Origin of the sequence: Clostridium sp. AM42-4, from assembly GCF_003480105.1 — a bacterium.
GTDB lineage: Bacteria > Bacillota > Clostridia > Lachnospirales > Lachnospiraceae > Brotaphodocola.
Window position 1 is genome coordinate 40,406 of record NZ_QUIK01000021.1, and the last position, 22,345, is coordinate 62,750.

Genomic DNA, 22,345 nt, shown 5'->3' on the forward strand with positions numbered 1-22,345 from the left:
CGCGCCATGCATAAAACAGGCTGTTCAATTCTGTTGCCATGATTGACGCAGACGGTTCCAATCTGGTGCCTGTAGTTGATGGCAATCGTGTAGGAGAGGAGCGGGTGAAGCCCTGTGAAGAAAATGCAGGACAGAAATCTTCCCTGCTTTTCTACGGATTTTCTTTTATTACGGATGGCTGCGGGGAAATACAGGCAGCCATGGGAAGAGAGGAAGAGGGCTTTATCGCAGCAGATTTTGATCTGGACCGGCTGATGGAAGACCGTCTTTCCTGGGCACTGTTCCGGGACAGACGTCCTGAGATGTATGGAAAAATATGTTCCGCAATCTGAACAATCAGAGAAGCTCTCAATCATTGCAAAACGAAAAAGAATGCAGTACAATAAAACGGTACGAAAGAATGGCATAAGGAGAGCGTAAAATCATGAAAAAACAAAAGACTGGGAACAACGGCTTTACGATTGCGGAGCTTTTGATCGTCGTTGCGATCCTCGGAGTTCTTGTTGCGATATCCATGCCTGTTTTTGCAGGACATCTGGAGAAAAGCCGTGAGACGGTTGATCTTGCCAATGTGCGCTCTGCTTACTCGGAAGTGATGACGGCTGTGATGACTGAGGATACAGCAAATTATTCCAGGACAGTGAAATTAAAACAGAAACGGGACAACTGGAATGCCTATGATCCCGTTACGGTTGCCGGGATCACGCATTCCAGAGCCGAGGGTAACACGGAGCACTGGATCGGGATCCCTGTTGAACATGGAGAATGTACGCTGTCATATATTCCGGATTTCGGAATGAAGGTAATATGGAGCGGAGCAGGCGGCAATGATACACCGGTTTCTTTTCCGTATAACGCTGATCTGCATGGAGCACTCGATAAAACCGATATACTGAATGAGCTGAAAAACCAGAATAAGACTTATTTTGAAATAGATTCTAAGTGTCCAAAGTCTGATATGCTGAAGAGAGTTAATGAGGAAATCCGGAAGGAAGGCAGCAGCAGTCTGCTGGGAACCGGAACATGGGCCTATATGGGAAGTCCGAAAAATGCATCCGGACGGTATTTGTTCTGGACGTCTATGGATACCGATCAGGTTGGGGCAGGGAAAAAAATTCCGGTCATAGTCAGCAAAGCAGACGGTGGTTTTTATATTTCTGAAACGACAACAGCTACAAGAAAGAAGGACGGAATGACGTATGTTGCAATTGCGGATCATATTGCAGACTTTTCCCCTTATACATCCGGCAAACAATATGACAGTCTGGAAGATGCCTACAATGCATATCAGAAGCTGCTGGCGGATGGAACCTATGAAAAAGCATCTTGACATTCGTACGGTTTTTGGTATATGATGAACTCAATAAAGGGGAGTAACCTACGCTGCTAATCTGCGTTTGTGATGTCGTCAGTACGATGGAAGCATCCGGTGTCACAAAGAAACGGTGAGACTTTTATTGCATTATTATTGTGCAATAAAGGTCTCTTTTTAATTGAAAAACCTTCATTGCATAAGAAATACAGTGGAAAAATGCTTAAACAGAGGAGGCAGAAGTGATGAAGGAATTTTATCAGCAAACGGTGAAAGAGGTTCTGGACCGTGTGGAAAGCAGCGAGACAGGCCTCACCAGTGAGCAGGCCAGAAAATTCCGGGAAAGGTGTGGCTGGAATGAACTTGCAGAGGGGAAAAAGAAAAGTATCCCCCAGATTTTTCTGGAACAGTATAAGGATTTTCTGGTACTGATCTTAATTGCATCGGCCATCATATCCGGCATGCTTGGCGATGAGGAAAGCGCGGCCGTGATCTTGATCGTGATCACGATCAATGCGATCCTGGGCACTGTGCAGACCATAAAAGCGGAACAGTCTTTGCAGAGCTTAAAGAAGCTTGCAGGACCGCAGGCCAAGGTACTGCGCGATGGTTCCACGATCCAGCTTCCGGCGAGAGAGCTGGTGGTTGGAGACGTGATCCTGGTGGAAGCAGGCGATATGATCCCGGCGGACGCAAGGCTGATTGAAAATGCAAGTCTTAAGGTTGATGAGAGTGCTCTTACCGGAGAGAGTCTTGCAGTCGAAAAGGGCCTGGAGGCTATTTTGGCAGAGGCTCCGCTTGGAGATCGGACCAATATGCTCTTTTCCGGCAGCTTTGTGACATATGGACGCGGAAAGGCAGTGGTAACGGACATAGGAATGCAGACGGAGGTTGGAAAGATTGCAGGACTTTTGAAGTCAACTTCCGAAAAACAGACTCCGTTACAGGTGAGTCTGGAAGAGTTTGGAAAGAAATTATCCGTTTTGATTCTGGTATTCTGCGGGATTTTATTTGCAATCAACGTATTTCGAGGTGAAAAGATCAGCAATGCATTCATGTTTGCCGTAGCACTGGCGGTTGCGGCAATTCCGGAAGCGTTAAGCTCGATCGTGACCATTGTCCTTTCCTTCGGAACACAGAAGATGGCAAAGGAGCATGCGATCATCCGAAAACTGCAGGCAGTGGAAGGCCTTGGAAGTGTTTCCGTCATCTGCTCGGATAAAACAGGAACACTGACACAGAATAAAATGACGGTTGAGGATTACTATGTAGAAGGAAAACGGATCCCGGCAGCAGAAATTGATATAGCAGATCCGGCACAGAACTATCTTCTGGAGTGCAGTATTTTATGTAATGATTCGACGAATGAAAACGGAGTGGAAATCGGGGATCCGACAGAAACTGCATTGATCAATTTGGGAAGCCGGTACGGAATCGAGGCCGCAAGCGTACGAAACCGCTATCCGAGAGAAGGAGAGCTTCCATTTGACAGTGACCGTAAGATGATGTCAACACTTCACAGGATAAACGGTGAAAACCGGATGATCGTAAAAGGAGCAGTCGACCGTCTGCTGGAGTTGACGGAACGGATTTGGACAAAAGACGGAATCCGCGAAATCACAGAAGCAGATAAAGAAACCATACAGCAGCAGAACCGTGATTTTTCAATGGAAGGCCTGCGTGTACTGGCATTTACCTATCGCGAAATTCCAAAGGAGCATGTATTAACAGCAAAGGATGAGGCTCATCTCGTATTTCTCGGCCTCATTGCTATGATGGATCCGCCGAGAGAAGAATCAAAGGCCGCCGTCGCAGAATGCATCAAAGCAGGAATCCGGCCGGTCATGATCACAGGAGATCATAAAATTACGGCAGCGGCCATAGCAAAAAGAATTGGAATCCTGCATGATTTATCGGAAGCCTGCGAGGGTGCGGATATCGAGAAAATGAGTGATGAGGAGCTGAAGGATTTTGTCCCGGATATATCTGTGTATGCAAGGGTTTCCCCGGAGCATAAAATCCGTATCGTCCGTGCATGGCAGGAAAAAGGAATGATCGTTGCAATGACCGGAGACGGTGTGAATGATGCTCCGGCGCTAAAGCAGGCGGACATCGGTGTCGCAATGGGAATCACCGGGACCGAGGTGGCAAAGGATGCTGCCGCCATGGTGCTTACCGATGACAATTTTGCAACCATTGTAAAAGCAGTAGAAAATGGACGAAATTTATATCGGAACATTCAGTATGCGATCCAGTTCCTTTTGTCGGGAAATTTTGGAGCAATTTTAGCGGTTCTGTATGCATCAGTCGCAGGACTTCCGGTTCCGTTCGCATCGGTACACCTGTTGTTTATTAATCTTCTGACGGATAGCCTTCCGGCCATCGCACTTGGCGTGGAGCCTTCTGACAGTGATGTTATGAATGAGAAACCAAGATCTGCGGACGAATCAATACTGACAAAGGATTTCCTCGGCAAAATCGGTCTGGAGGGCTTTGTGATCGGTGCGATGACAATGATCGCATTTTTGACAGGATATCACCAGGATGGCGCGCTGCTTGGCAGTACGTATGCGTTCGGAACACTTTGTCTGGCACGCCTGTTCCATGGATTTAACTGCAAGTCGGATCATCCGGTTATCTTTACAAATCGGTTCTTTAACAATCCATGGCTGCAGGGAGCCTTTGTGCTCGGCGCAGTACTGATCACCGCAGTATTGACCATTCCCGGCCTTCATCATGTATTTCAGGTGGAGACTCTCAATCCGGCACAGCTCGGCTGCGTATATCTGTATGCCTTTGCCAGTCTTCCGATCATTCAGTTGTTGAAGTGGATTCGCACGAAATTAGGAAAAAATGGAGAATAATAATGGATTTCAGTAAGCTATCTATGAAAAAAATTCGGGAACTGATCATTTTCACAGCACTGCTGGCAGCTGCGCTGTGGAAATTTGAAGTTGTGATCGATGTGCTGAAAACAATATGGGGAATCATATTCCCCTTTGCACTGGGAGGAGCAATTGCTTTTGTCATCAACGTGCCGATGAGCTTTCTGGAAAAGATGATCTTTGGGAAGATCAAAGCCGGAAAGAAAAAAGGCAAAAAGCTTGCCAGACCGGTAAGCCTTCTTCTGACCATGATACTGGCTGTCAGTGTCATGGTACTGGTGATGTTTGGCGTGATCCCGCAGCTCACCCGGACTATGGGAACACTGATGATGAGCATTGCCGATTTTATTCCGCAGATGCAAAGCTGGATTCGGGATTTTTCACATAACAACCAGAATATTATGAATTATGTAAATCAGATCCAGTTTCAGCCAGATCAGGCCATTCAGTGGGGAATCAGCATTCTTGGCAGCGGAGCGGGAAATATGATGAGCACGACCATGTCAGCAGTGAGCTCGATCGTCAGCGGACTTGCCACCTTTTTCATTGCATTTTCTTTTGCCTGCTATATTCTTTTTCAGAAAGAACAATTGCACATACAGATAAGAAAGGTATGTTTTGCGTTTCTTTCAAAACAGAAAGCAAATGCACTTCTTAAAATCTGTTCCCTGATTTATCGGACATTTGCCAATTTCCTTACAGGACAGTGCTTGGAGGCTGTGATCCTCGGAAGCATGTTTGCCGTCACGTTAAGCATTTTGAAAATGCCCTATGCACTGCTGATCGGAACCCTGATCGCCTTTACTGCATTGATCCCAATCTTTGGCGCGTTTATCGGATGCGCAGTGGGCTGTTTTCTGATTTTTATGGTAAGTCCGAAACAGGCAATGCTGTTTATCCTTGTATTTCTGCTGCTTCAGCAGATTGAAGGGAATCTGATCTATCCGCATGTGGTCGGAGGTTCCGTCGGACTTCCGTCCATCTGGGTTCTTGCTGCAGTTACCATCGGCGGAAATCTTATGGGAATTGCGGGGATGCTCATCTTTATTCCGCTTGCATCTGTTTGTTATACTGTTTTCAGGGAAGTTGTGTATCTGCGACTGAAGGAAAAACATATAAAACGGGTGACAACGACAGCGGTGGAAGAATATACCGCGCAGGAATGGATGGATGCGGAAAAGAAATTGCAGGAAGGAGCGGCGAAATGACAAACGAAATGGAATCCCACAAGGAAAAAGCAGTATATTATATCCTGGACAGCTGTACCCGCTGCGGGCGATGCGCTCAGAAATGCCAACTTCATGCGCTGGTGCCGCGTCAGGGACATTACCGGATCGATTTACGTTTTTGCGATGGCTGCGGAATCTGTTATGAGATCTGTCCGATCGGGGCGGTGGCCAAGGGAAGCGAAGCGGATCAGTAGTGAGAAAATGAACGGAAGCAGGGCTGGAAGTTAGCAGAAAAAGCAAATTGGAATTCTTTGCGGTTGCCTGAGGCTATGAGCCCTGCCGCATGGAACACATCAAGGCATACTGGCCGGAAAACAACAGTGTCGGTTCCGGACAGGTGCTGCACTGTCCTTACATGGCAGCAGATGCCCGCCTGGTGGTGAAGGAGATGACACGGCAGACGGAGCGGAAACAGGAACTGGACGACTACGAGAAAGCCGCGCTGGATGAATGGGAAAGTGGATTGGGACCGGAAAATAAAACCTCACAATTTCAAAGCCTTTCTTTTGGGAACATTTGTAAAGTTTATTTGTTACAATGAACTTAAAAGAAAACCCAAAGAGAGGATGAGGATCATGAAACAGGAACTGTTGAAAATCATGAAGGAAAGACGCTCTGTGCGCAGTTATAAAAAGGATCTTATGATCCCGGAAGATGTATTGCAGGAGATTCTGGAGACTGCAACTTATGCACCGACAGGCGGTGGTAGACAGTCACCGGTCATCATTGCAGTTACAGATAAAACCATGCGAGATCACATTGCGCATCTGAACGCGAAGATCATGGGAGATGAGAATGCAGATCCGTTCTATGGAGCACCGGCTATTGCGTTGGTTCTGGCAGATGGCAGCAAGAGCACTTGGGTGGAAGATGGTACAAACGTACTTTGCTATCTGATGCTGGCAGCAAAAGCGTGTGATGTTTCCAGTGTATGGGTACACAGGGAAAAAGAAATTTTTGACAGTGAAGAAGGAAAGAAGCTTCTGAAACAGTGGAATCTTCCGGAAAACTTAAGAGGTGTCGGTGCAGTGGCACTTGGATACCTGGAAGGCGAGGAGCCGAAAGCAGCTCCCCGCAAAGAAGGTTATATCGTAGAAGTACGTTAAAACCGGACCTTAAATTTATAAAGATAGACAGCGGCCTCCAGCAGGAAATGATCATTCCTGTTATGGAGGTCTTTTTTTGTAATTTCCTGGATACTCTTGATGCGGTACGCAATGGTATTGTAATGCGTAAACATTTCTTCTGAGATTCTTTTTACATTTCCGGCATATTCAAAATAATAATCCAGAGTCTTTAAGAGATCTGTGTGTTTCTGGTAATCGGTTTCAATCAGCGGACCAAGCAGTTCCTGGACGAATAGGCTGGTTTCTTTTTCTGGGTCCGCAGCGTACAAAAGACGTAACAGACCGAGATTTTCAAAATCAAGAACAGTCTGTTGGTTCAGCAGCGCAGTGCGCAGTGCGGTGCGGGCTTCAGTATCGCTCTGGACGATTCCGCGGATACCCGGGTGAGGGCGGCCACAGCCGGCAGAAATATGAAGATCCGGATATTCCTGGGCAAGTGATGTGATCAGCTTTGGAATATGGTGTGATAAATGTTCCAGATCAGAACTGGATGCAGGGGCGTTCAGCAGGATCAGGTAATCATCGGAAGTAGGGACAATCCGTACGTCCAGTCCCAACCTTGAAAAAACAGAACGGATATTGCCCATAAGGAGTGTGTGCTGAAAATTTTTTTTATATTGATTTTTTTCATCCTGAATCTGTGTTTTTAAACGCAGAATTAGGTGGTTGTCAGCGAGTGTGAGCTTAAATTCATCGGCGCGGGTTTGTTCAAGCTGATGGTCTACGATAGGGTCTGATAGAAGATGGAGTAGAAAACTGGTGAAAAGAGAATCTCCCTGTTCCCGGACACTTTGTTCCCGCGTGATTTCCAGTGGAATGGCGGTGAGAACCTGCGATAAAAGCTCCGGGGGAAGCGCCGGAGACTGGGTCGGGTTGTAGATATAAAGGCAGCCGTAGGAGTGGTCCCCTAATGTCAGATCGTGCGCCTGGGAGTGCTGGATAAGTGTATTGATCATCTGAGATTCGGAGTCTGCCTTAAAATCGCTGCGGTCTTCTTCCTTAAGAAAGATACTGTGGCGGTTGTTGACGCTGTCTACAATGAGGATACTGCCGCCGGTAAGCTGGGAAATCATGAAAGCAATCTCATCTAGATTGGCTCCCTCGGTGATGGTCTGGGTCAGCATCTGGTTTACAGAAAGGGTATTTCGCAAAAGCGCAGTCCGGCGACGGGTCAGTTCGTCGGAAAGTACCTGGGTAATACGGGAAAACTGCATGTCGGGCGGAAGTACAATGAGCGGAAAGCCAGCTTCATTGGCTTGTTGGATCATAATGGGGGGAACAACGTTGTCGAGGTATTGTGAAGGTTTGATGCAGAATGCGGCCATCTGGTTTTGCACTAAAGTAGGAATATAGGCATTCATGGCATCAGGGTCCTGATAGACAGAAAAACAGGTGGATATCATCAGTTCACCCGGGGAAATCCACTGTCCGTAATCAGGGTTGTCGCTTAAGTTAATGCCGGAAACAGTGCGGTTTAACCCACTTTCACCGGCAGCAAGATAGCTGGTCGAAAAAATAGGGAGTTTTAAAAGCTCCTTTACGGTTGGGTAATAGGCTTCTTCAATATAGTAGTTCATCTGGGCTTCCTCCATTCAAAATTGAAACGCTTACCAAAAGTATAAGAAGTTTATTGTGAACAGTCAACATAGAAAATGACAAAATTAGTGATTATAATATGAAACATAACAAAGATAAAAAACAAAGCAAACAAAAAATATTGTGAAGAGTTCACAAGACGGAGAAGGGAGGAGTGGAAAATGAAGGTGCGGGTTCGGATCTGCAGTCGCTTATACGAAGCGCTGTCGGAACAGACACTGGAAGGAACTTTACATTCCTGTTTTCACAGAGCCATGAATATGGCATATGAAAACGGCCTGGTTACCTTTCTTGCAAAAGAAAAGAGCCTTCAGCCTTTTTCCCTAAATCTCGACTGGAGCGGTGATTTCATGTTTGTGAAAGAACTGGTACGTTCCAGGGGAACAGAAATGCGGTTAAATCTGCAGGGGCTCTGGATTGGAACTTATCAGGTGTTTGAGTTTGAAACGTTTGAGATTCTGAATCTGAAGAAAAGACAGAGTGAGATCCTGAATCCGGCGGCAGCCAATTTCATCCGAAGTTTTCTTTCACATCAGGAGGAAAAAGGAATTCATGGGTTAATTGAAGGAAGAACAGAGGATGTGTTTTCCGCTTTTCTTGCATCGAGGATCGAAGCCTTTCGAGAAGCAGTGCAGAATGGAGAACGGGAAACAGCGGTGTATGCGGCAGGGCAGCTGGCTGGAGGAGGGCCGGGCCTGACACCTTCTTCCGATGATTTTCTCTGTGGCTATATAGTATCGTGGCCAGAGAATTATCCCTGGGAAGGGTTTGCGGAAACAGTCACCGGTGCAGCGGCATCCAGAACAAACGATGTCAGTGGATCTTTGTTGAAACATGCGGGCGAAGGAATGTTTTCAGAGGATGTTCTTGGTCTTCTGGAAGGATTTGCAAACTGCGACACAGAACAGATTCGCACAGCTCTGAAACGTGTTGCCTGTTTCGGAAGCAGCTCGGGATGTGATTTCCTGACCGGCATGTATTATGGAGTTATCGATAGCAATAAGATGGGAGGAAACAGATGTGGTAAAGCTTGAAATCAGAAAAAACACCTATTACGATTCAGTAACCCTGATGATCATCTCGAAAGATGTAAAAAATCTGTCAGGTGTTTCCGAAGCACTGGTAGGCATGGGAACGGATCTGAACCGTGAGATTGCGGGAAATCTTGGCTTAGATGCAGACGGCTTTGAGGATGTAACCGCAAATGACTTTTTTGTGGCAGCGGATTGTGATGACGAGAACTGCTTCAAAAAAGTAGTGGAAAAGGTAGATGAACTGCTGAACAAGAAAGCAGAAAAAAGCAAGGCAGAGTATTTCCCGCCGACTCTGGATGGAGCCATAAAAGTGGAAAAAAATCTGAACATGGCAGTGATTTCAGTTCCGGGACGTTTTGCGGCAGATGTTGCAAAAGACTGCCTGGATCGTGACATCAACGTTATGCTGTTCAGTGATAATGTCACCATCGAGGAAGAAAAAGCACTGAAAGAGTACGCAGTATCCAAAGAACTCCTGATGATGGGTCCAGATTGCGGAACCGCAGTTATCAATCATGTACCGCTTGCATTTGCAAATGTGATTAAGCCTGGAAAAATCGGTCTTGTGTGTGCATCCGGAACCGGTGCGCAGGAAGTTTCCACTATTATCGACCAGCTTGGTGAAGGTGTTTCCCAGCTCCTCGGAACTGGTGGAAGAGATTTAAAGAGTGAGATTGGCGGAATCATGATGAAGCAGTGCCTGAACGCACTAATTGAAGATCCGAAGACAGAGATTATTGTGCTGGTGTCTAAACCGCCGGCAAAGGATGTGGAGGATCAGATTTTAAAGATTGCTGCTAATGCTGGCAAGCCGGTTGTAGTCTGCTTCATTGGTGGTGACGCAGAGAAAATTAAAAAAGCCGGATTATATGCAGCAGTATCCTTGGAAGATGCAGCGCATAAGGCAGTGGCACTGGCAAAGGGAGAGGCCGTATCGGATTTTGAAGATTTCACCATGGGCCTTGAGAAAGCGGAAGCGCTGGCCGCAGAGGAAAGAGCCGGCATGATCCAGGGGCAGAAATATGTGAGAGGCCTTTATACCGGCGGAACCATTTGCGATGAGGCAATGAAACTTCTGATCGGAAGTATGGGACATATTTATTCCAATATCCCGCTGAAAGCGGAAGATAAACTGGAAAACGCAAGAAATGGAAAGTCACGGGAAAATACTTTCCTGGATTTCGGAGATGATGAGTTTACTGTTGGCCGTCCGCATCCGATGATTGATCCATCCCTTAGAGCAGAGCGTGTGGTCGAGGAGGCAAAGGATCCGGAAACCGCTGTGATCCTGGTAGACTGTGTGATTGGCTATGGTTCCCACGAGGATCCGGCAAAGGATTTATCCGATGCGATTCGGAAGGCAAAGGAACTGGCAGCAAAAGAAGGCCGTTACCTGTCTGTGGTAGCTACTGTATGCGGAACAGAGGGTGATCCGCAAAACCGTACAGCAACATCTCTCCAACTGGCAGGAGCAGGGGCAATTGTACTTCCGTCCAATGCACAGGCAGCGAGATTTGTAGAACTGATCACGAAAAATCTGTAGGGGAGGAGGAAGAACATGAGCAAGGTAAATGAGTTATTTGAGAAAGAATTATGCGTAGTCAATTTCGGTATTGAGTCTTTTTATCAGGACCTGAAAAAGCAGAATGTCAAATCGGTCCATGTTGCGTGGAAACCGGTGGCTGGCGGAGATAAAAAGATTGCCGGTTATTTAAAACAGTTAAAGGATCCGAATCTGGCAGAGAAGATCGCAGCCGCAAACAAGGAGGCACTTCGCAGAATCCTTGCGGCTCAGCCAGCGCTGGTAGGAATGTCAACTGCCGGAGAAGCAATTCCTGGCATGACCAAAACGACGATCCTTCATGCTGGCCCGCCAGTGAAGTGGGAGGACATGTGCGGTCCTATGAAAGGCGCTGTTATGGGCGGCCTGATCTATGAGGGACTGGCAAAGGATATGAAGGAAGCGGAAGAACTGGCCGGAAGCGGAAAGATTACCTTTGATTCCTGCCATCATCACAATGCAGTAGGTCCGATGGCTGGTATTGTTACTTATTCTATGCCGGTATGGCATGTGGTAAACAAAACTTTCGGAAATGATGCGTACTGCACTATGAACGAAGGACTTGGAAAGGTACTGCGGTTTGGAGCTTGTGATGAAGAGGTATTTGACCGCCTGAGAAAGATGGAAAAGGTTTATTATCCGGTACTGAAAGAAGCACTGGAAATCCATGGCGAGATCGATATGAAAGTTATGATTGCGCAGGCTCTGCAGATGGGAGACGAGGGGCACAACAGAAATAAGGCTGGCACGTCCTTGTTTATCCGTGAGATTCTTTCAGATGTTTACAAGACCCATTTTCCGCTGGAGCAGCAGCAGGAGGCAATTGCATTTATCAATGGAAATGACCATGCATTTCTGAATCTGTCTATGCCGTCCTGTAAAGCTACGATGGATCCGACTCTGGGAATTCCGTACAGCACCATTGTTTCTACCATGTGCAGAAATGGTGTGGAATTTGGCATCCGGATTTCCGGACTTGGCGCAGACCAGTGGTTTACGGCACCGTCCGAATATATCCGCGGTCTTTATTTCCCGGGATATTCCGAAGCGGACGCAAATCCGGATATCGGAGATAGCTGTATTACAGAAACAACCGGAATTGGCGGATTCTGTATGGCAGCTTCACCAGCTATCGTACAGTTTGTAGGAGGCCAGGTTCAGGATGCGATCAACTACTCTTCTCAGATGTACGAGATTACAGAAGGGGAAGGAAATGCCTATAAAATTCCGGTACTGGACTTCAGAGGCAGCGCAACTGGAATCGACATTGTAAAGGTTTTGGAGACTGGAATCCGCCCGATCATCAATACTGGTATTGCTCACAAGGATTACGGCGTTGGACAGATTGGAGCAGGTCTTGTAAATCCGCCGGAAGGCTGTTTTACAAAAGCCATCGAAGCATGCGCAAAAGCATGGACAAACTAGATAATAAAAATATTTATATATTAAGGAGGATTTATAATTATGAGTAAGTGGTCTGACATCAAAATCTACGATTTAAGTATTCCGATTGGAATCAGTACTCCGCCGTGGCCAACCTATGAGCCGCTTCAGGTGAAGTATTTCAAGCGTCTGGCACCGAATGGAGCAAATGGACAGCTTGTGACCCATTCCAATCATGTAGGAACCCATCTGGATGGCCCGCGTCATTTCGACACCGCAGGAAGAGATATTGCAGCTCTGGAATTAACCAAGCTGTGTGCACCGGGTGTTGTAGTTGATTTGTCTGATATGGCAGAGGATTTCGGCATCTATACCCCGGAAGATATCGAGAAGCGCGTTGAGGTACGTGAGGGAGATATCCTGATCATCAACACTGGTTATCATAAGTATGGATTTGACCAGCCGGAGGCAGATGAGCGCCGCTATATGCTGCGTCACCCGGGTCCGTCTCTTGATTTTATCAAGTGGGTACGTGAAAAGAAGATTAAATGGCTGGGAGTTGACTGCGGTTCCGCAGATCATCCGATGAATACTAAGATCCGTGACTGGGAGCCGATGGAGGCTGAAAAGTGCGACGCTATTTTCCGCAAGAAATATGGCAAATCCTTAAATGAGATTTATCCGTGGCCGGAGCATTACCAGGCAATGCATTTAGAGTTGTTTGGCCAGCCGTATGAGGCAATCCATGCAGAGTGCATGGGAGGTGAGATCGATAAGTTGTCCAACAAGCGTGTTGTAATCGGATGCTTCCCGTGGAAGTTCCAGGATGGAGAAAGCTGCATCAGCCGTATCGTGGCATTCGATGGTTTCGAGGATGTATAAAGAACAGTAACAGGCCGGTTCAGAGGGTTTCGTGGGGGAACCCTCTGAACGAAAAGGAGGAGTCTGTATGGGGACAACGCTATATAAAAATGCTGACTGGATCATTACCATGAACGAGAAAAGAGAGAAAATCCGTCATGGTGATCTGCTGATTTCAGGAAAAGAAATTCTGGATGTAGGAACGGATCTGGAGAAAAAATATGAAGGAACATTAAAGATTGACCATGTGGTAGAGGCAGAAGGAACGGTGATTCTTCCGGGTTTTGTAAATGTGCATCATCATACATGGCAGTCTCTGATCCGCAATATCCAGGCAACAAGAGGACTGAAGCTGGAACCGTGGCTGACTGTTATGTATGAGATCTATAAAGATCTGAATACGGATGTGGCTCGTGCTGGTGTTTATTCTGGTCTGGGAGATATGCTTAAAACTGGATGTACGACTTCCAATGATCTTTGGTATCCGCATCCTGTGGGAGTAAAATATCTGGTTGACGCGGAAATTGAGGCCGCGGCAGAAATTGGAATCCGTTTCCATCCGACCAGAGGATTCCACTCTGTACCTAGCAGTATTGTACCGCCAGAAGTTGTGGATACAAAAGAGAGTGTTGTGGAAGACACGATCAGACTGGTGAAAAAATATCATGACCGGTCCCGTTTTTCCATGTGCCAGGTTGGCATCGCTCCGAGCATTGCCCAGTATGAAACGGAAGATATCATTGAAGCTGTAGTAGATCTGGCAGAAGAGTATGACATTATGGTTCACGGTCATCTGGCAGAGAGCCAGCATGAGGTGGAATATACGCTGAAGACTTGGGGTTGCCGGCCATTTGAGTGGTTTAAACGGCACCGTTTGCTTGGCAAACGGTTTTATTTTGCCCACTGCATTCATTTGAATGAAGAAGAAATTGCGCAGATGGCAGAGACCGGAACCGGAGTGGCACATTGCCCGATCTCTAATATGCTTTTAAGTTCCGGTGCATGTCCGGTGCCTTCTTATCTGGAACACGGTCTCACAAGAATTGGTCTTGGTGTAGATGGAGCTGCCAGCAGCAATTCATCGAATATGCTGGAGGAAATCCGGTGCGCATATCTGTTAAATCGTCTTACCTGGGGTGATAAGGCGGCAACACCGGATGATTATCTGTATATGGCAACGGCAGGCGGAGCAAAAGTTCTTGGACGGGATGACATCGGTTATCTGGCACCTGGAATGGCAGCAGATTTCGCCCAGATGGACTGGAATCAGCTGACTTATGCAGGCGGATGCTATGATCCGGTGGCATGCATTGTAGAGAGCGGCGATCCTCGTCTTGTTAAAAATGTAGTAGTAAATGGGGAATTAGTAGTATCTTCTGGAAAACTTACAAAGGTAAGCGAAGAGGAGAAGCGTGACTACGTAAACCAGGTAGGAAAAGATCTTCTCACCAGGGCATCCGCAAGGATTGAAAGTCTGAAAGAGGATATTGGTTAGCAAAAATGTTGAATCATGTAAAATAATGGAGGTTTACATATGCTGGATATTAAGATTACGAACGCAAAAACAAGAAATACCGGAAAAGAACTAGTTGAGATCGGAATTGAGAACGGAAAGATCACGGCAATCGCGTCTGCAGTAGAGGGCGAGGCAAAGCAGGTTATCGATGCAAAAGGAAACCTGGTAACCGAGTCCTTTGTAAACGGACACCTTCATCTGTGTAAGGTTTATACTCTGGAAATGGCCGGACAGGCTGCATTAAAAGAGTACAACGACAATAACATGGGCGGTGCTATGACTTCCATCGAGAGAGCAGCAGATTTCAAGGCATGCTATGATGAAAAGTGGATCATTGAGAATGTCCGTAAGGCATGCGATCTTGCTGTGAAATACGGCAATACCCATATCCGCGCATTTGCAGATGTGGACAGCAAAGCCAGACTGGAAGGCGTAAAAGGTGTTATCCGTGGAAGAGAGGAATATAAGGACCGCCTGGATATTCAGGTCGTTGCATTTCCGCAGGATGGTGTTGCCAGAGAGCCGGGAGCAAAAGAACTGATCAAACAGGCTATGGATCTTGGTGCCGATGTAGTAGGCGGAATCCCGTGGATCGAGTTCACTGAAGAAGAGGAGTTAGACCATGTAAATTCTATGTGTAACTACGCAAAAGAGTATGACAAAGACATTTCCATGCTTCTGGACGATGTAGGTGATGCAGAGGAGAGAACCCTGGAGATGTTATGCAAAAAGGTCATCGAGATGGGCTGGCAGGGAAGAGCAACCGCACAGCATTGCCGTGCCATGGAGCTGTATCCGGAGAACTACTTCAGAAAGCTCGTTTCCCTCTTAAAGAAAGCCCAGATTGGTGTGGTATCCGATCCGCATACCGGTCCGCTGCATGCAAGAGTCAAAGACCTTCTGAAGGCAGGCGTGCCGGTTGCTCTTGGACAGGATGATATAGCAGATGCTTACTATCCATACGGTGAGTGCAATATGCTTCAGGTAGCTTTCCTGGCAAGCCATTTACTCCACATGGTAAGCTTCGACGACATGGAGCTGCTTTACGACATGATCACAACAAGCGCCGCAAAGGTTCTTGGAATCAAAAACCATGAACTGAAAGAAGGCGGAGATGCAGATCTGGTAGTACTTCAGGATGAGGATGTATACCATGCAATCTGGCATCACACAGCACCGGCTTATGTTATTAAGAACGGCGTTGATATTACCGTAAAGTAACAGCTTCAAAAAGGAGAAGCATATGGAAAATAAGAAAGGAAGATTTGCAGAGATTGCGTATGTCCTGGGAATAATTCTGTGCCCACTGGGGGTCTGCCTGTCGGCGAAAAGCGGATTTGGCGTGTCAATGGTAGTTGCACCGGCCTACGTGCTTTATTTGCGTATTTCAGAAACAATTCCCTGGTTTACTTTTGGAAAATCAGAGTATATCTTTCAGGGATTGCTGCTGATCGTGCTGGCCTTTGCTGTGCGGCGCTTTAAGTGGAAGTATCTGTTATCTTTTGTTACGGCGTTTATTTACGGAAATATTTTGGATCTGTGGTATGTTGTATTAGGTTCGGAACAGTATACCGTATACTGGCAGCGCGGAATGGCTTGTGTTTTTGGAATTCTGATCACTTCACTGGCCATAGCTTTTTTCCTGAGAACGTATCTTCCTCAGGAAGCTTATGAAATGTTCGTAAAGGATGTAACGGATACGTATCAGAAAGATATGACAAAAGTGAAATGGCTGTTTGATCTGTCAGCGCTTTTGATTGCAGTAGTTCTTATGCTGGTGTTATTCCGCCGGTTTGCTTTTAATATGGTCGGATTAAACACAGTTCTTGCAACAATCGTAAATGCTCCGCTGATCGGCTTTTTTGGAAAAATGCTGGATCGTGCCGGAAGTTTTGATTCTTCATTCCCGGAGTTTTACCAGAAATTTCAGAAGATTATGAATTAAAAGTGAGAGCTGCCTTATAAACAGGGCGGCTCTACTTGTAAAATCTTAGAACCAGGAAACTGGAAACTTTTGGGCAGAACGAGGTGAAAATTGTGAAAAAAATATTTGATGCACTGGTAGATGGCAGTGTGGCATTAATCAGCCGTTTTCTTCCGGATGCGTATATTCTGGTGCTGCTTCTTACGGTAATCCTGTTTGTGGTTGCGGTTCCAGTTACAGGAATTGCGCCGGCAGAGGGAATTACCGTGGCGGATCGGCTGGTGAATCTGGTGTACGATGGCTGGTATGGCGGTTTCTGGAATCTTCTTGGCTTTGGGATGCAGATGGTTCTGATTGTGGTGACGGGAACGATGTTTGCCAATACAGAACCGGTTCACCGCATCATCGTAAAGATTGCGTCTATTCCGAAAACTCCGAGACAGGCACTGCTTTTAGTTTCCGCAGTGGGTATGGTCGCGTATTTTTTACAGTGGGGAGCCGCTTTGATTGTATGCGCGGTCCTGGCACAGGAAGTGGCAAAGCAGGTAAAGGGAATTCATTATCCGCTTCTGGTAGCGGCCGCTTATGTTGGAAACGCGTTTTGCCTGGTAGGAATATCCGGAACGATTGCACTCAATGTTGCCGGAGGCTGGACATTCGATGGGGTATGGAGTACAACGGGAATTCCATTTCGTGAAACGGTATTTGCGCCATACAACCTGTTTATTTATCTGGTAGGAGCAATTGTGCTGTGCCTTTTGATTACGGCTATGCATCCGTCTCCTGAAAAAACAAAAACTGTGGATCCGGCAATCTTCGCTGAGGAGACGGTGGAAAAACAGTACAGGCCACGCAGTGAGATGACGCCGGCTGAAAAGTTGGAAACATCTGTACTTTTAAATGGTCTGATTGCGTTTATTGGCTTTTTCTGCGTAATCTGGAGTTTTGTAGATTCTCTTTATATCAAAAAACAGTCATTTTCACTTTCTATTAACCAGGTGAATATGATCTTTCTGTTTGCATCGATCGCAATGTATAAAACTCCTGTACGTACGGTAGCGGCAGTAAAAAAATCTCTGGGCGGAGCGGTTGGCGTTGTGCTTCAGATGCCGTTTTATGCCGGAATTGCCGGATTGATCAGCTATCACGGCGGTTCAACCGGTGTTTCCATCGCACAGGTGATTGCCGGATTTTTTGTACATATTTCCAATGTGCAGACCTTTCCGCTCTTCACTTGCCTGAGCGCGGTGATCGTAAAGCTGTTTGTACCAAGCGGCGGAGCCCAGTGGGCGGTTCAGGGGCCGATTGTAATGCAGGCGGTCCAGAGCTTTATGCCGGCTGTGTCGGAAGGAAAGGCAGCAATGGCACTTTCCTGGGGCAATTCCTGCTGTAATCTGCTTCAGCCGTTCTGGCTGATTCCGGTGCTGGAAGTCGCAAAACTGAAAGTCAGGGATGTTATGGGATATTGTGTGATTTGTCTGCTGGCACTTCTGGTGATTATATCCGTAGGATTACTATTTTTATAAAAACGAATGGAGAAGAATTATGGGAAAACGAATTGTGATAGCTCTGGGAGGAAATGCACTTGGTAAGACAATTTCCGAGCAGGCAGAGGTAGTAAAAGGAACTGCAAAGGCCGTGGCCGGACTGGTTCGGGCCGGTCATCAGGTTGTAATTTCACATGGAAATGGACCACAGGTCGGAATGATCCAGAAGGCAATGACTGCTTTGCATAAGCAGGATCCGGAGCATTATGAGCTTTGTCCGCTGTCTGTGTGCACTGCAATGAGCCAGGGCTATATCGGACTGGATCTGCAGAGGGCACTGCGCAATGAACTCGAGAAATGTGGAATTTTAAAGTCCATCACAACCATTCTTACGCAGGTGGAAGTAAATCCAAATGATGATGCGTTTAAAAATCCATCTAAGCCGATTGGTGCGTATGTCACCGAAGCAGAGGCAGAAGTTCTGAGAAAAGAAAGAGGATTTGAGTTTGCGGAGGATGCAGGAAGAGGCATCCGCAGAGTTGTTCCGTCTCCAAAGCCGCAGCAGATTCTGGAACTGGAATCGATCCGGAAAATGGTAGAAGACGGACAGATTGTGATTGCCTGCGGAGGCGGAGGCGTTCCGGTAGTAAAAGAGGAAGACGGATATTTTGGAACAGAAGCCATTATCGATAAAGACTTTGCTTCAGAAAAACTTGCGGAAGAGTTAAATGCAGATTACCTGATTATTTTAACAGCTGTTGAAAAAGTTGCGATTTTTTACGGCACACCAAGGCAAAAATGGCTGGAGCATATGAGTGTAAGAGAAGCAGAATTTTATATAGAGGATGGGCAGTTTGCTCCGGGCTCCATGCTTCCGAAAGTAGAGGCAGCGGTCGCCTTTGCAAAATCCGGTCATGGAAGAAAGGCTTTGATTACGCTTCTTGAAAAAGCGGAAGAAGGAATTGAAGGCCGGACTGGAACAGAAATATCTATGGTTTAATAAAGAACAGGAAGATTTAAAATGGGAAGGGAGAGATTTTATGTATAATCCAGAACAGCCGGTTTTTGAAGAACAGCCTGAATCAAATATTGAAATTGCATATGGAATTGAGGATGTGCCAAAACCATGCTGGAAGGCCGTTCTTTTTGCATTGCAGATTACTCTGGTAGATTTTACACCGTTTATGTGGGCAGCAGGGTTTGCCTCTTTAGCAGGAATTGACCAGCCGGATTTTGTTCCGACGTTGCTTTGCGCATGTTTCTTCTGTATGGGAATCTGCACATTTTTACAGACAACGGTAGGTAACCGCCTTCCCATTGTTCAGGGATCCTCTTCCGCACTTATGTCATCCATGGGAAACATTGCGGCTGTTTACGGTCTGCCAGCAGTGTGGGGAGCCTCGCTGATTGGAGGTTTGATTCAGACAATCCTCGGAATTACAAAGACAGTAAGCAAGGTAAGAGCTTTCCTTCCTCCGGTAGTAGTTGGTTCTGTGGTGACAGCAATTGGGTTTGTCGCAGCGAGAATCGCGGTTCAGTGGACTTTTTCCAGACAGGAACCATTATATCTGGTTCTTGCGCTGATTTCGTTTTTGTTGGCGCTTATACTGAAATTTAAAACGAAAGGAATGGTATCCCAGGGCTTTATCCTTATTACGGTTGTTATCGTCGGAGTTGTGGTTTCTTCATTTCTGGGAATTTTTGACTGGAATGCAGTTTATGCCGCACCGTGGATAAAGATTCCACGTTTATTTCCATTTACAGGGCTGTCAGGACAGCCAAACGCAGTAATCACGTTTACAGCAGCGGCCATTATTGGTGGATTCAGCGGCTATATGGGAGCTATTTTTGAATCTGTCGGGGATTATGCGGCAACCTGCGCAGCCTGTGATGAGGTTTACCGTGTGAAACATATTGATAAAGGAATCATGGCCAGCGGACTTGGCTGCATGATTACAGCCCTCTTTGGAGGCTTGCCGTGTACTTCCTACACACAGAATATCGGCATTGTTGCAGCTACCGGCGTGGCATCCAGGCGGGTAACCCAATATGCAGGTGTTTTATTCCTGTTGTATGGCTTTTGCCCGAAAATGGCATATATTCTTGCCGGAATTCCGAAACCGGTTATTGGGGCAGTGTTCCTGATCTCTGCGGCTTCCATTATGTTTTCCGGAATTGACTCCATTGTGTCATCACCGAGAACTCTGAGAAACACGCTGGTAGCAGGGATTACTCTGACGCTGGCAGTTATGCTTCCGTATCAGTGCACTTCTACTTATAAAGAGTGGGCAGACAGCCTTCCACCATTTTTAAATATGTTGTGCACCTCACAGGTTTTTATTGCTGTACTTTGTGGTGTGGGACTGAATATATTGCTGAATTTTGTTTTACGGGATAAAGAAGAATAAAAGAATGTGGTACGTTGTACGTGCTGCTAAGGAGAAGACCATGATTCAGAAATTAATTGAAAAGATTCAGAAAACAAAGGCACCGATCTGTGTTGGACTGGATCCGATGTTAAATTATATTCCGGAATATATTTTAAAGAAGTCCTTCAGAGAGTTTGGTGAGACGTTAGAAGGAGCAGCAGATGCTATCTGGAATTTTAATAAGGAGATCGTGGATCATACCTGGGACCTGATTCCGGCTGTGAAGCCACAGATTGCCATGTACGAGCAGTTTGGTATTGAAGGATTGAAGGCATATGACAGGACTGTGAAATATTGCCATGAGAAAGGCCTTGTGGTTATTGCTGACGCAAAACGCGGCGATATCGGTTCTACCTCAGCAGCATACGCATCAGCTCATCTGGGCAGAGTGAAAGTTGGAAACAATAGTTGTTCTATATTCAATACAGATTTTATTACTGTGAACCCGTATCTGGGAAGTGACGGAGTAAAACCTTTTATTGATGTTTGCAATGCAGAGGATAAAGGCATTTTTGTGTTGGTAAAAACCTCGAACCCCTCCAGTGGGGAGTTTCAGGATAGGCTGATTGATGGTAAACCGCTTTATGAGCATATTGCTGACAGGGTGGTCGAGTGGGGCAGGATATCTATGGATGGCGCATACAGTAATGTCGGAGCGGTCGTAGGAGCAACCTACCCGGAGATGAGCGTTATTTTAAGAAAACTCATGCCCAAAACCTACTTCCTGGTACCTGGTTATGGTGCACAGGGCGGTACAGCAAAAGATTTAAAGAATTGTTTCAATGAAGATGGACTTGGAGCAATTGTCAATTCTTCACGCGGCATTATTGCAGCGTATCGTCAGGAGAAATACGCAAAGTTTGGTGCAGAGCACTTTGAAGAAGCATCCAGACAGGCAGTTGTTGATATGGCTGCAGATATTAACAGTGTTCTGTAAGACAGAGCAGGGCACAGCAGTGTACAGAGGAGAAAACAAAATTTTATTTTTCAGTGGAATGTGGTAGAATTAAAAGAAAAATCATAATTTATGAAATTTGAGGACACACCTATGACACTGACACAGCTAAAATACATCGTAGAGACCGCGAAGGCCGGGAGCATCAGCAGGGCAGCTGAAAAGCTGTATATTTCCCAGCCCAGTCTGACGGCAGCTATCCGGGAACTGGAGCATGAGTTTGGCATTACCATCTTCCAGAGAACCAACAAGGGAATTATCCTGACTTCGGAGGGTGAGGAATTTCTCGGCTATGCCAGACAGGTCATTACCCAGACAAGCCTGATGGAGGAACGTTATTCCGGCGCGGCTCCGGTGCGTCATCAGTTCTGTGTCTCTACCCAGCATTATTCCTTCGCGGTGGAAGCCTTTGTGGAACTGCTCAAGACTTACGGAGGTAAGACTTACGATTTCCGGCTCCGGGAGACCCAGACCTATGAGATCATTGAGGATGTGGCAAAGCTGAAAAGTGAGATTGGGGTGCTCTATTTAAACCAGTTCAACGAGAACGTTCTGCGAAAAACCTTCAAGGAGCATAATCTGAAATTTGAACGGCTGTTTCTGGCAAAGCCTCATGTGTTTGTCGGATCGGGAAATCCGCTGGCCAAGCTGGAAAAGATCACTCTGCAGGATCTGGAGCCATATCCGAGGCTTTCCTACGAGCAGGGAGATCACAATGCGTTCTATTTTTCCGAGGAGATTTTAAGTACGCTGGAGAGCCGGAAAGACATCCGGGTCTGTGACCGGGCAACATTGTTTAATTTGCTGATCGGCCTGAATGGCTATACCATCTGCAGTGGTGTGATCAATGAAACCCTGAATGGCAGGGACATTGTGTCGGTGCCGCTGGAGGCAGATGATTACATGGAAATCGGGTATATCACGCACAAACAGGTGGTGCCGGGAAAATTTGCCATGCATTACATAGAAGCACTGAAGCGTTTTGCGGTAGACTAACATAAAAGGGGCTGTCGCACTAACGTGCGGCAGCTCATTTTATATATCCA

Annotated in this window: 20 protein-coding genes; 19 read left to right on the forward strand and 1 reads right to left on the reverse strand. The window is 46.5% G+C overall.

What is annotated here, in order from left to right; translation table 11 throughout:
• Window positions 1-104: 104 nt before the first annotated feature.
• The 7 genes from DW922_RS14475 to DW922_RS14500 all read left to right on the forward strand — a co-directional run bounded on the left by DW922_RS14475 (window position 105) and on the right by DW922_RS14500 (window position 6,532).
• Window positions 105-332, forward strand: a complete 228-nt coding sequence (locus DW922_RS14475) for a hypothetical protein (RefSeq protein ID WP_147353386.1) — start codon at window positions 105-107, stop codon at window positions 330-332.
• 92 nt (window positions 333-424) lie between these two features.
• The gene (locus DW922_RS14480; RefSeq protein ID WP_118726953.1) at window positions 425-1,330 is read left to right on the forward strand and encodes a type II secretion system protein; all 906 of its coding nucleotides are present in this window, start codon (window positions 425-427) and stop codon (window positions 1,328-1,330) included.
• Window positions 1,331-1,557: 227 nt separating this feature from the next.
• Entirely contained in the window at window positions 1,558-4,176 is a 2,619-nt protein-coding gene (locus tag DW922_RS14485; RefSeq protein ID WP_118726954.1) for a cation-translocating P-type ATPase, read from the forward strand.
• Between the two features lie 2 nt (window positions 4,177-4,178).
• The gene (locus tag DW922_RS14490; RefSeq protein ID WP_243032255.1) at window positions 4,179-5,405 is read left to right on the forward strand and encodes an AI-2E family transporter; all 1,227 of its coding nucleotides are present in this window, start codon (window positions 4,179-4,181) and stop codon (window positions 5,403-5,405) included.
• The gene (locus tag DW922_RS14495; protein ID WP_182436890.1) at window positions 5,402-5,620 is read left to right on the forward strand and encodes a 4Fe-4S binding protein; all 219 of its coding nucleotides are present in this window, start codon (window positions 5,402-5,404) and stop codon (window positions 5,618-5,620) included. Before DW922_RS14490 ends, DW922_RS14495 begins: the two co-directional genes overlap by 4 nt.
• Before the next feature lie 89 nt (window positions 5,621-5,709).
• Window positions 5,710-5,967 (forward strand): hypothetical protein, encoded by a 258-nt coding sequence (locus tag DW922_RS17740; protein ID WP_177304575.1) that lies wholly within the window; start codon window positions 5,710-5,712, stop codon window positions 5,965-5,967.
• A gap of 34 nt (window positions 5,968-6,001) precedes the next feature.
• Entirely contained in the window at window positions 6,002-6,532 is a 531-nt protein-coding gene (locus tag DW922_RS14500; protein WP_118533798.1) for a nitroreductase family protein, read from the forward strand.
• Here DW922_RS14500 and DW922_RS14505 read toward each other — a convergent pair.
• The gene (locus DW922_RS14505) at window positions 6,529-8,130 is read right to left on the reverse strand and encodes a PucR family transcriptional regulator (protein WP_177304576.1); all 1,602 of its coding nucleotides are present in this window, start codon (window positions 8,128-8,130) and stop codon (window positions 6,529-6,531) included. The genes DW922_RS14500 and DW922_RS14505 overlap by 4 nt on opposite strands.
• 180 nt (window positions 8,131-8,310) lie before the next feature.
• Here DW922_RS14505 and DW922_RS14510 point away from each other — a divergent pair, with 180 nt between their 5' ends.
• The 12 genes from DW922_RS14510 to DW922_RS14565 all read left to right on the forward strand — a co-directional run bounded on the left by DW922_RS14510 (window position 8,311) and on the right by DW922_RS14565 (window position 22,295).
• Window positions 8,311-9,183, forward strand: coding sequence for a DUF2877 domain-containing protein (locus tag DW922_RS14510; protein ID WP_118543542.1), 873 nt, complete (start codon window positions 8,311-8,313; stop codon window positions 9,181-9,183).
• The gene (gene fdrA, locus DW922_RS14515; RefSeq protein WP_243032256.1) at window positions 9,170-10,726 is read left to right on the forward strand and encodes an acyl-CoA synthetase FdrA; all 1,557 of its coding nucleotides are present in this window, start codon (window positions 9,170-9,172) and stop codon (window positions 10,724-10,726) included. The genes DW922_RS14510 and fdrA overlap by 14 nt, the downstream gene beginning before the upstream one ends.
• Window positions 10,727-10,741: 15 nt before the next feature.
• The gene (locus DW922_RS14520; RefSeq protein WP_118543544.1) at window positions 10,742-12,169 is read left to right on the forward strand and encodes a DUF1116 domain-containing protein; all 1,428 of its coding nucleotides are present in this window, start codon (window positions 10,742-10,744) and stop codon (window positions 12,167-12,169) included.
• Window positions 12,170-12,208: 39 nt separating this feature from the next.
• Complete coding sequence (locus DW922_RS14525) at window positions 12,209-13,009, forward strand: cyclase family protein (protein WP_118533793.1); 801 nt, start codon at window positions 12,209-12,211, stop codon at window positions 13,007-13,009.
• A 67-nt stretch (window positions 13,010-13,076) separates the two neighbouring features.
• The gene (locus tag DW922_RS14530) at window positions 13,077-14,483 is read left to right on the forward strand and encodes an amidohydrolase family protein (RefSeq protein ID WP_118533792.1); all 1,407 of its coding nucleotides are present in this window, start codon (window positions 13,077-13,079) and stop codon (window positions 14,481-14,483) included.
• A 39-nt stretch (window positions 14,484-14,522) separates the two neighbouring features.
• A complete protein-coding gene (locus tag DW922_RS14535; RefSeq protein WP_118533791.1) occupies window positions 14,523-15,725 on the forward strand; it encodes an amidohydrolase family protein in 1,203 nt (400 codons plus the stop codon).
• 22 nt (window positions 15,726-15,747) lie between these two features.
• Window positions 15,748-16,449 (forward strand): DUF6198 family protein, encoded by a 702-nt coding sequence (locus DW922_RS14540; protein WP_118533790.1) that lies wholly within the window; start codon window positions 15,748-15,750, stop codon window positions 16,447-16,449.
• Window positions 16,450-16,541: 92 nt separating this feature from the next.
• On the forward strand, window positions 16,542-17,954 hold the full coding sequence (locus tag DW922_RS14545) for a TIGR00366 family protein (RefSeq protein ID WP_177304577.1): 1,413 nt from the start codon (window positions 16,542-16,544) through the stop codon (window positions 17,952-17,954).
• 19 nt (window positions 17,955-17,973) lie between these two features.
• A complete protein-coding gene (gene arcC, locus DW922_RS14550; protein WP_118533788.1) occupies window positions 17,974-18,915 on the forward strand; it encodes a carbamate kinase in 942 nt (313 codons plus the stop codon).
• 40 nt (window positions 18,916-18,955) lie between these two features.
• Window positions 18,956-20,323, forward strand: a complete 1,368-nt coding sequence (locus DW922_RS14555) for a solute carrier family 23 protein (protein WP_118543556.1) — start codon at window positions 18,956-18,958, stop codon at window positions 20,321-20,323.
• A gap of 40 nt (window positions 20,324-20,363) precedes the next feature.
• Complete coding sequence (gene pyrF, locus DW922_RS14560; protein WP_118726957.1) at window positions 20,364-21,281, forward strand: orotidine-5'-phosphate decarboxylase; 918 nt, start codon at window positions 20,364-20,366, stop codon at window positions 21,279-21,281.
• A gap of 111 nt (window positions 21,282-21,392) precedes the next feature.
• Entirely contained in the window at window positions 21,393-22,295 is a 903-nt protein-coding gene (locus DW922_RS14565) for a LysR family transcriptional regulator (RefSeq protein ID WP_118720525.1), read from the forward strand.
• Window positions 22,296-22,345: the final 50 nt, after the last annotated feature.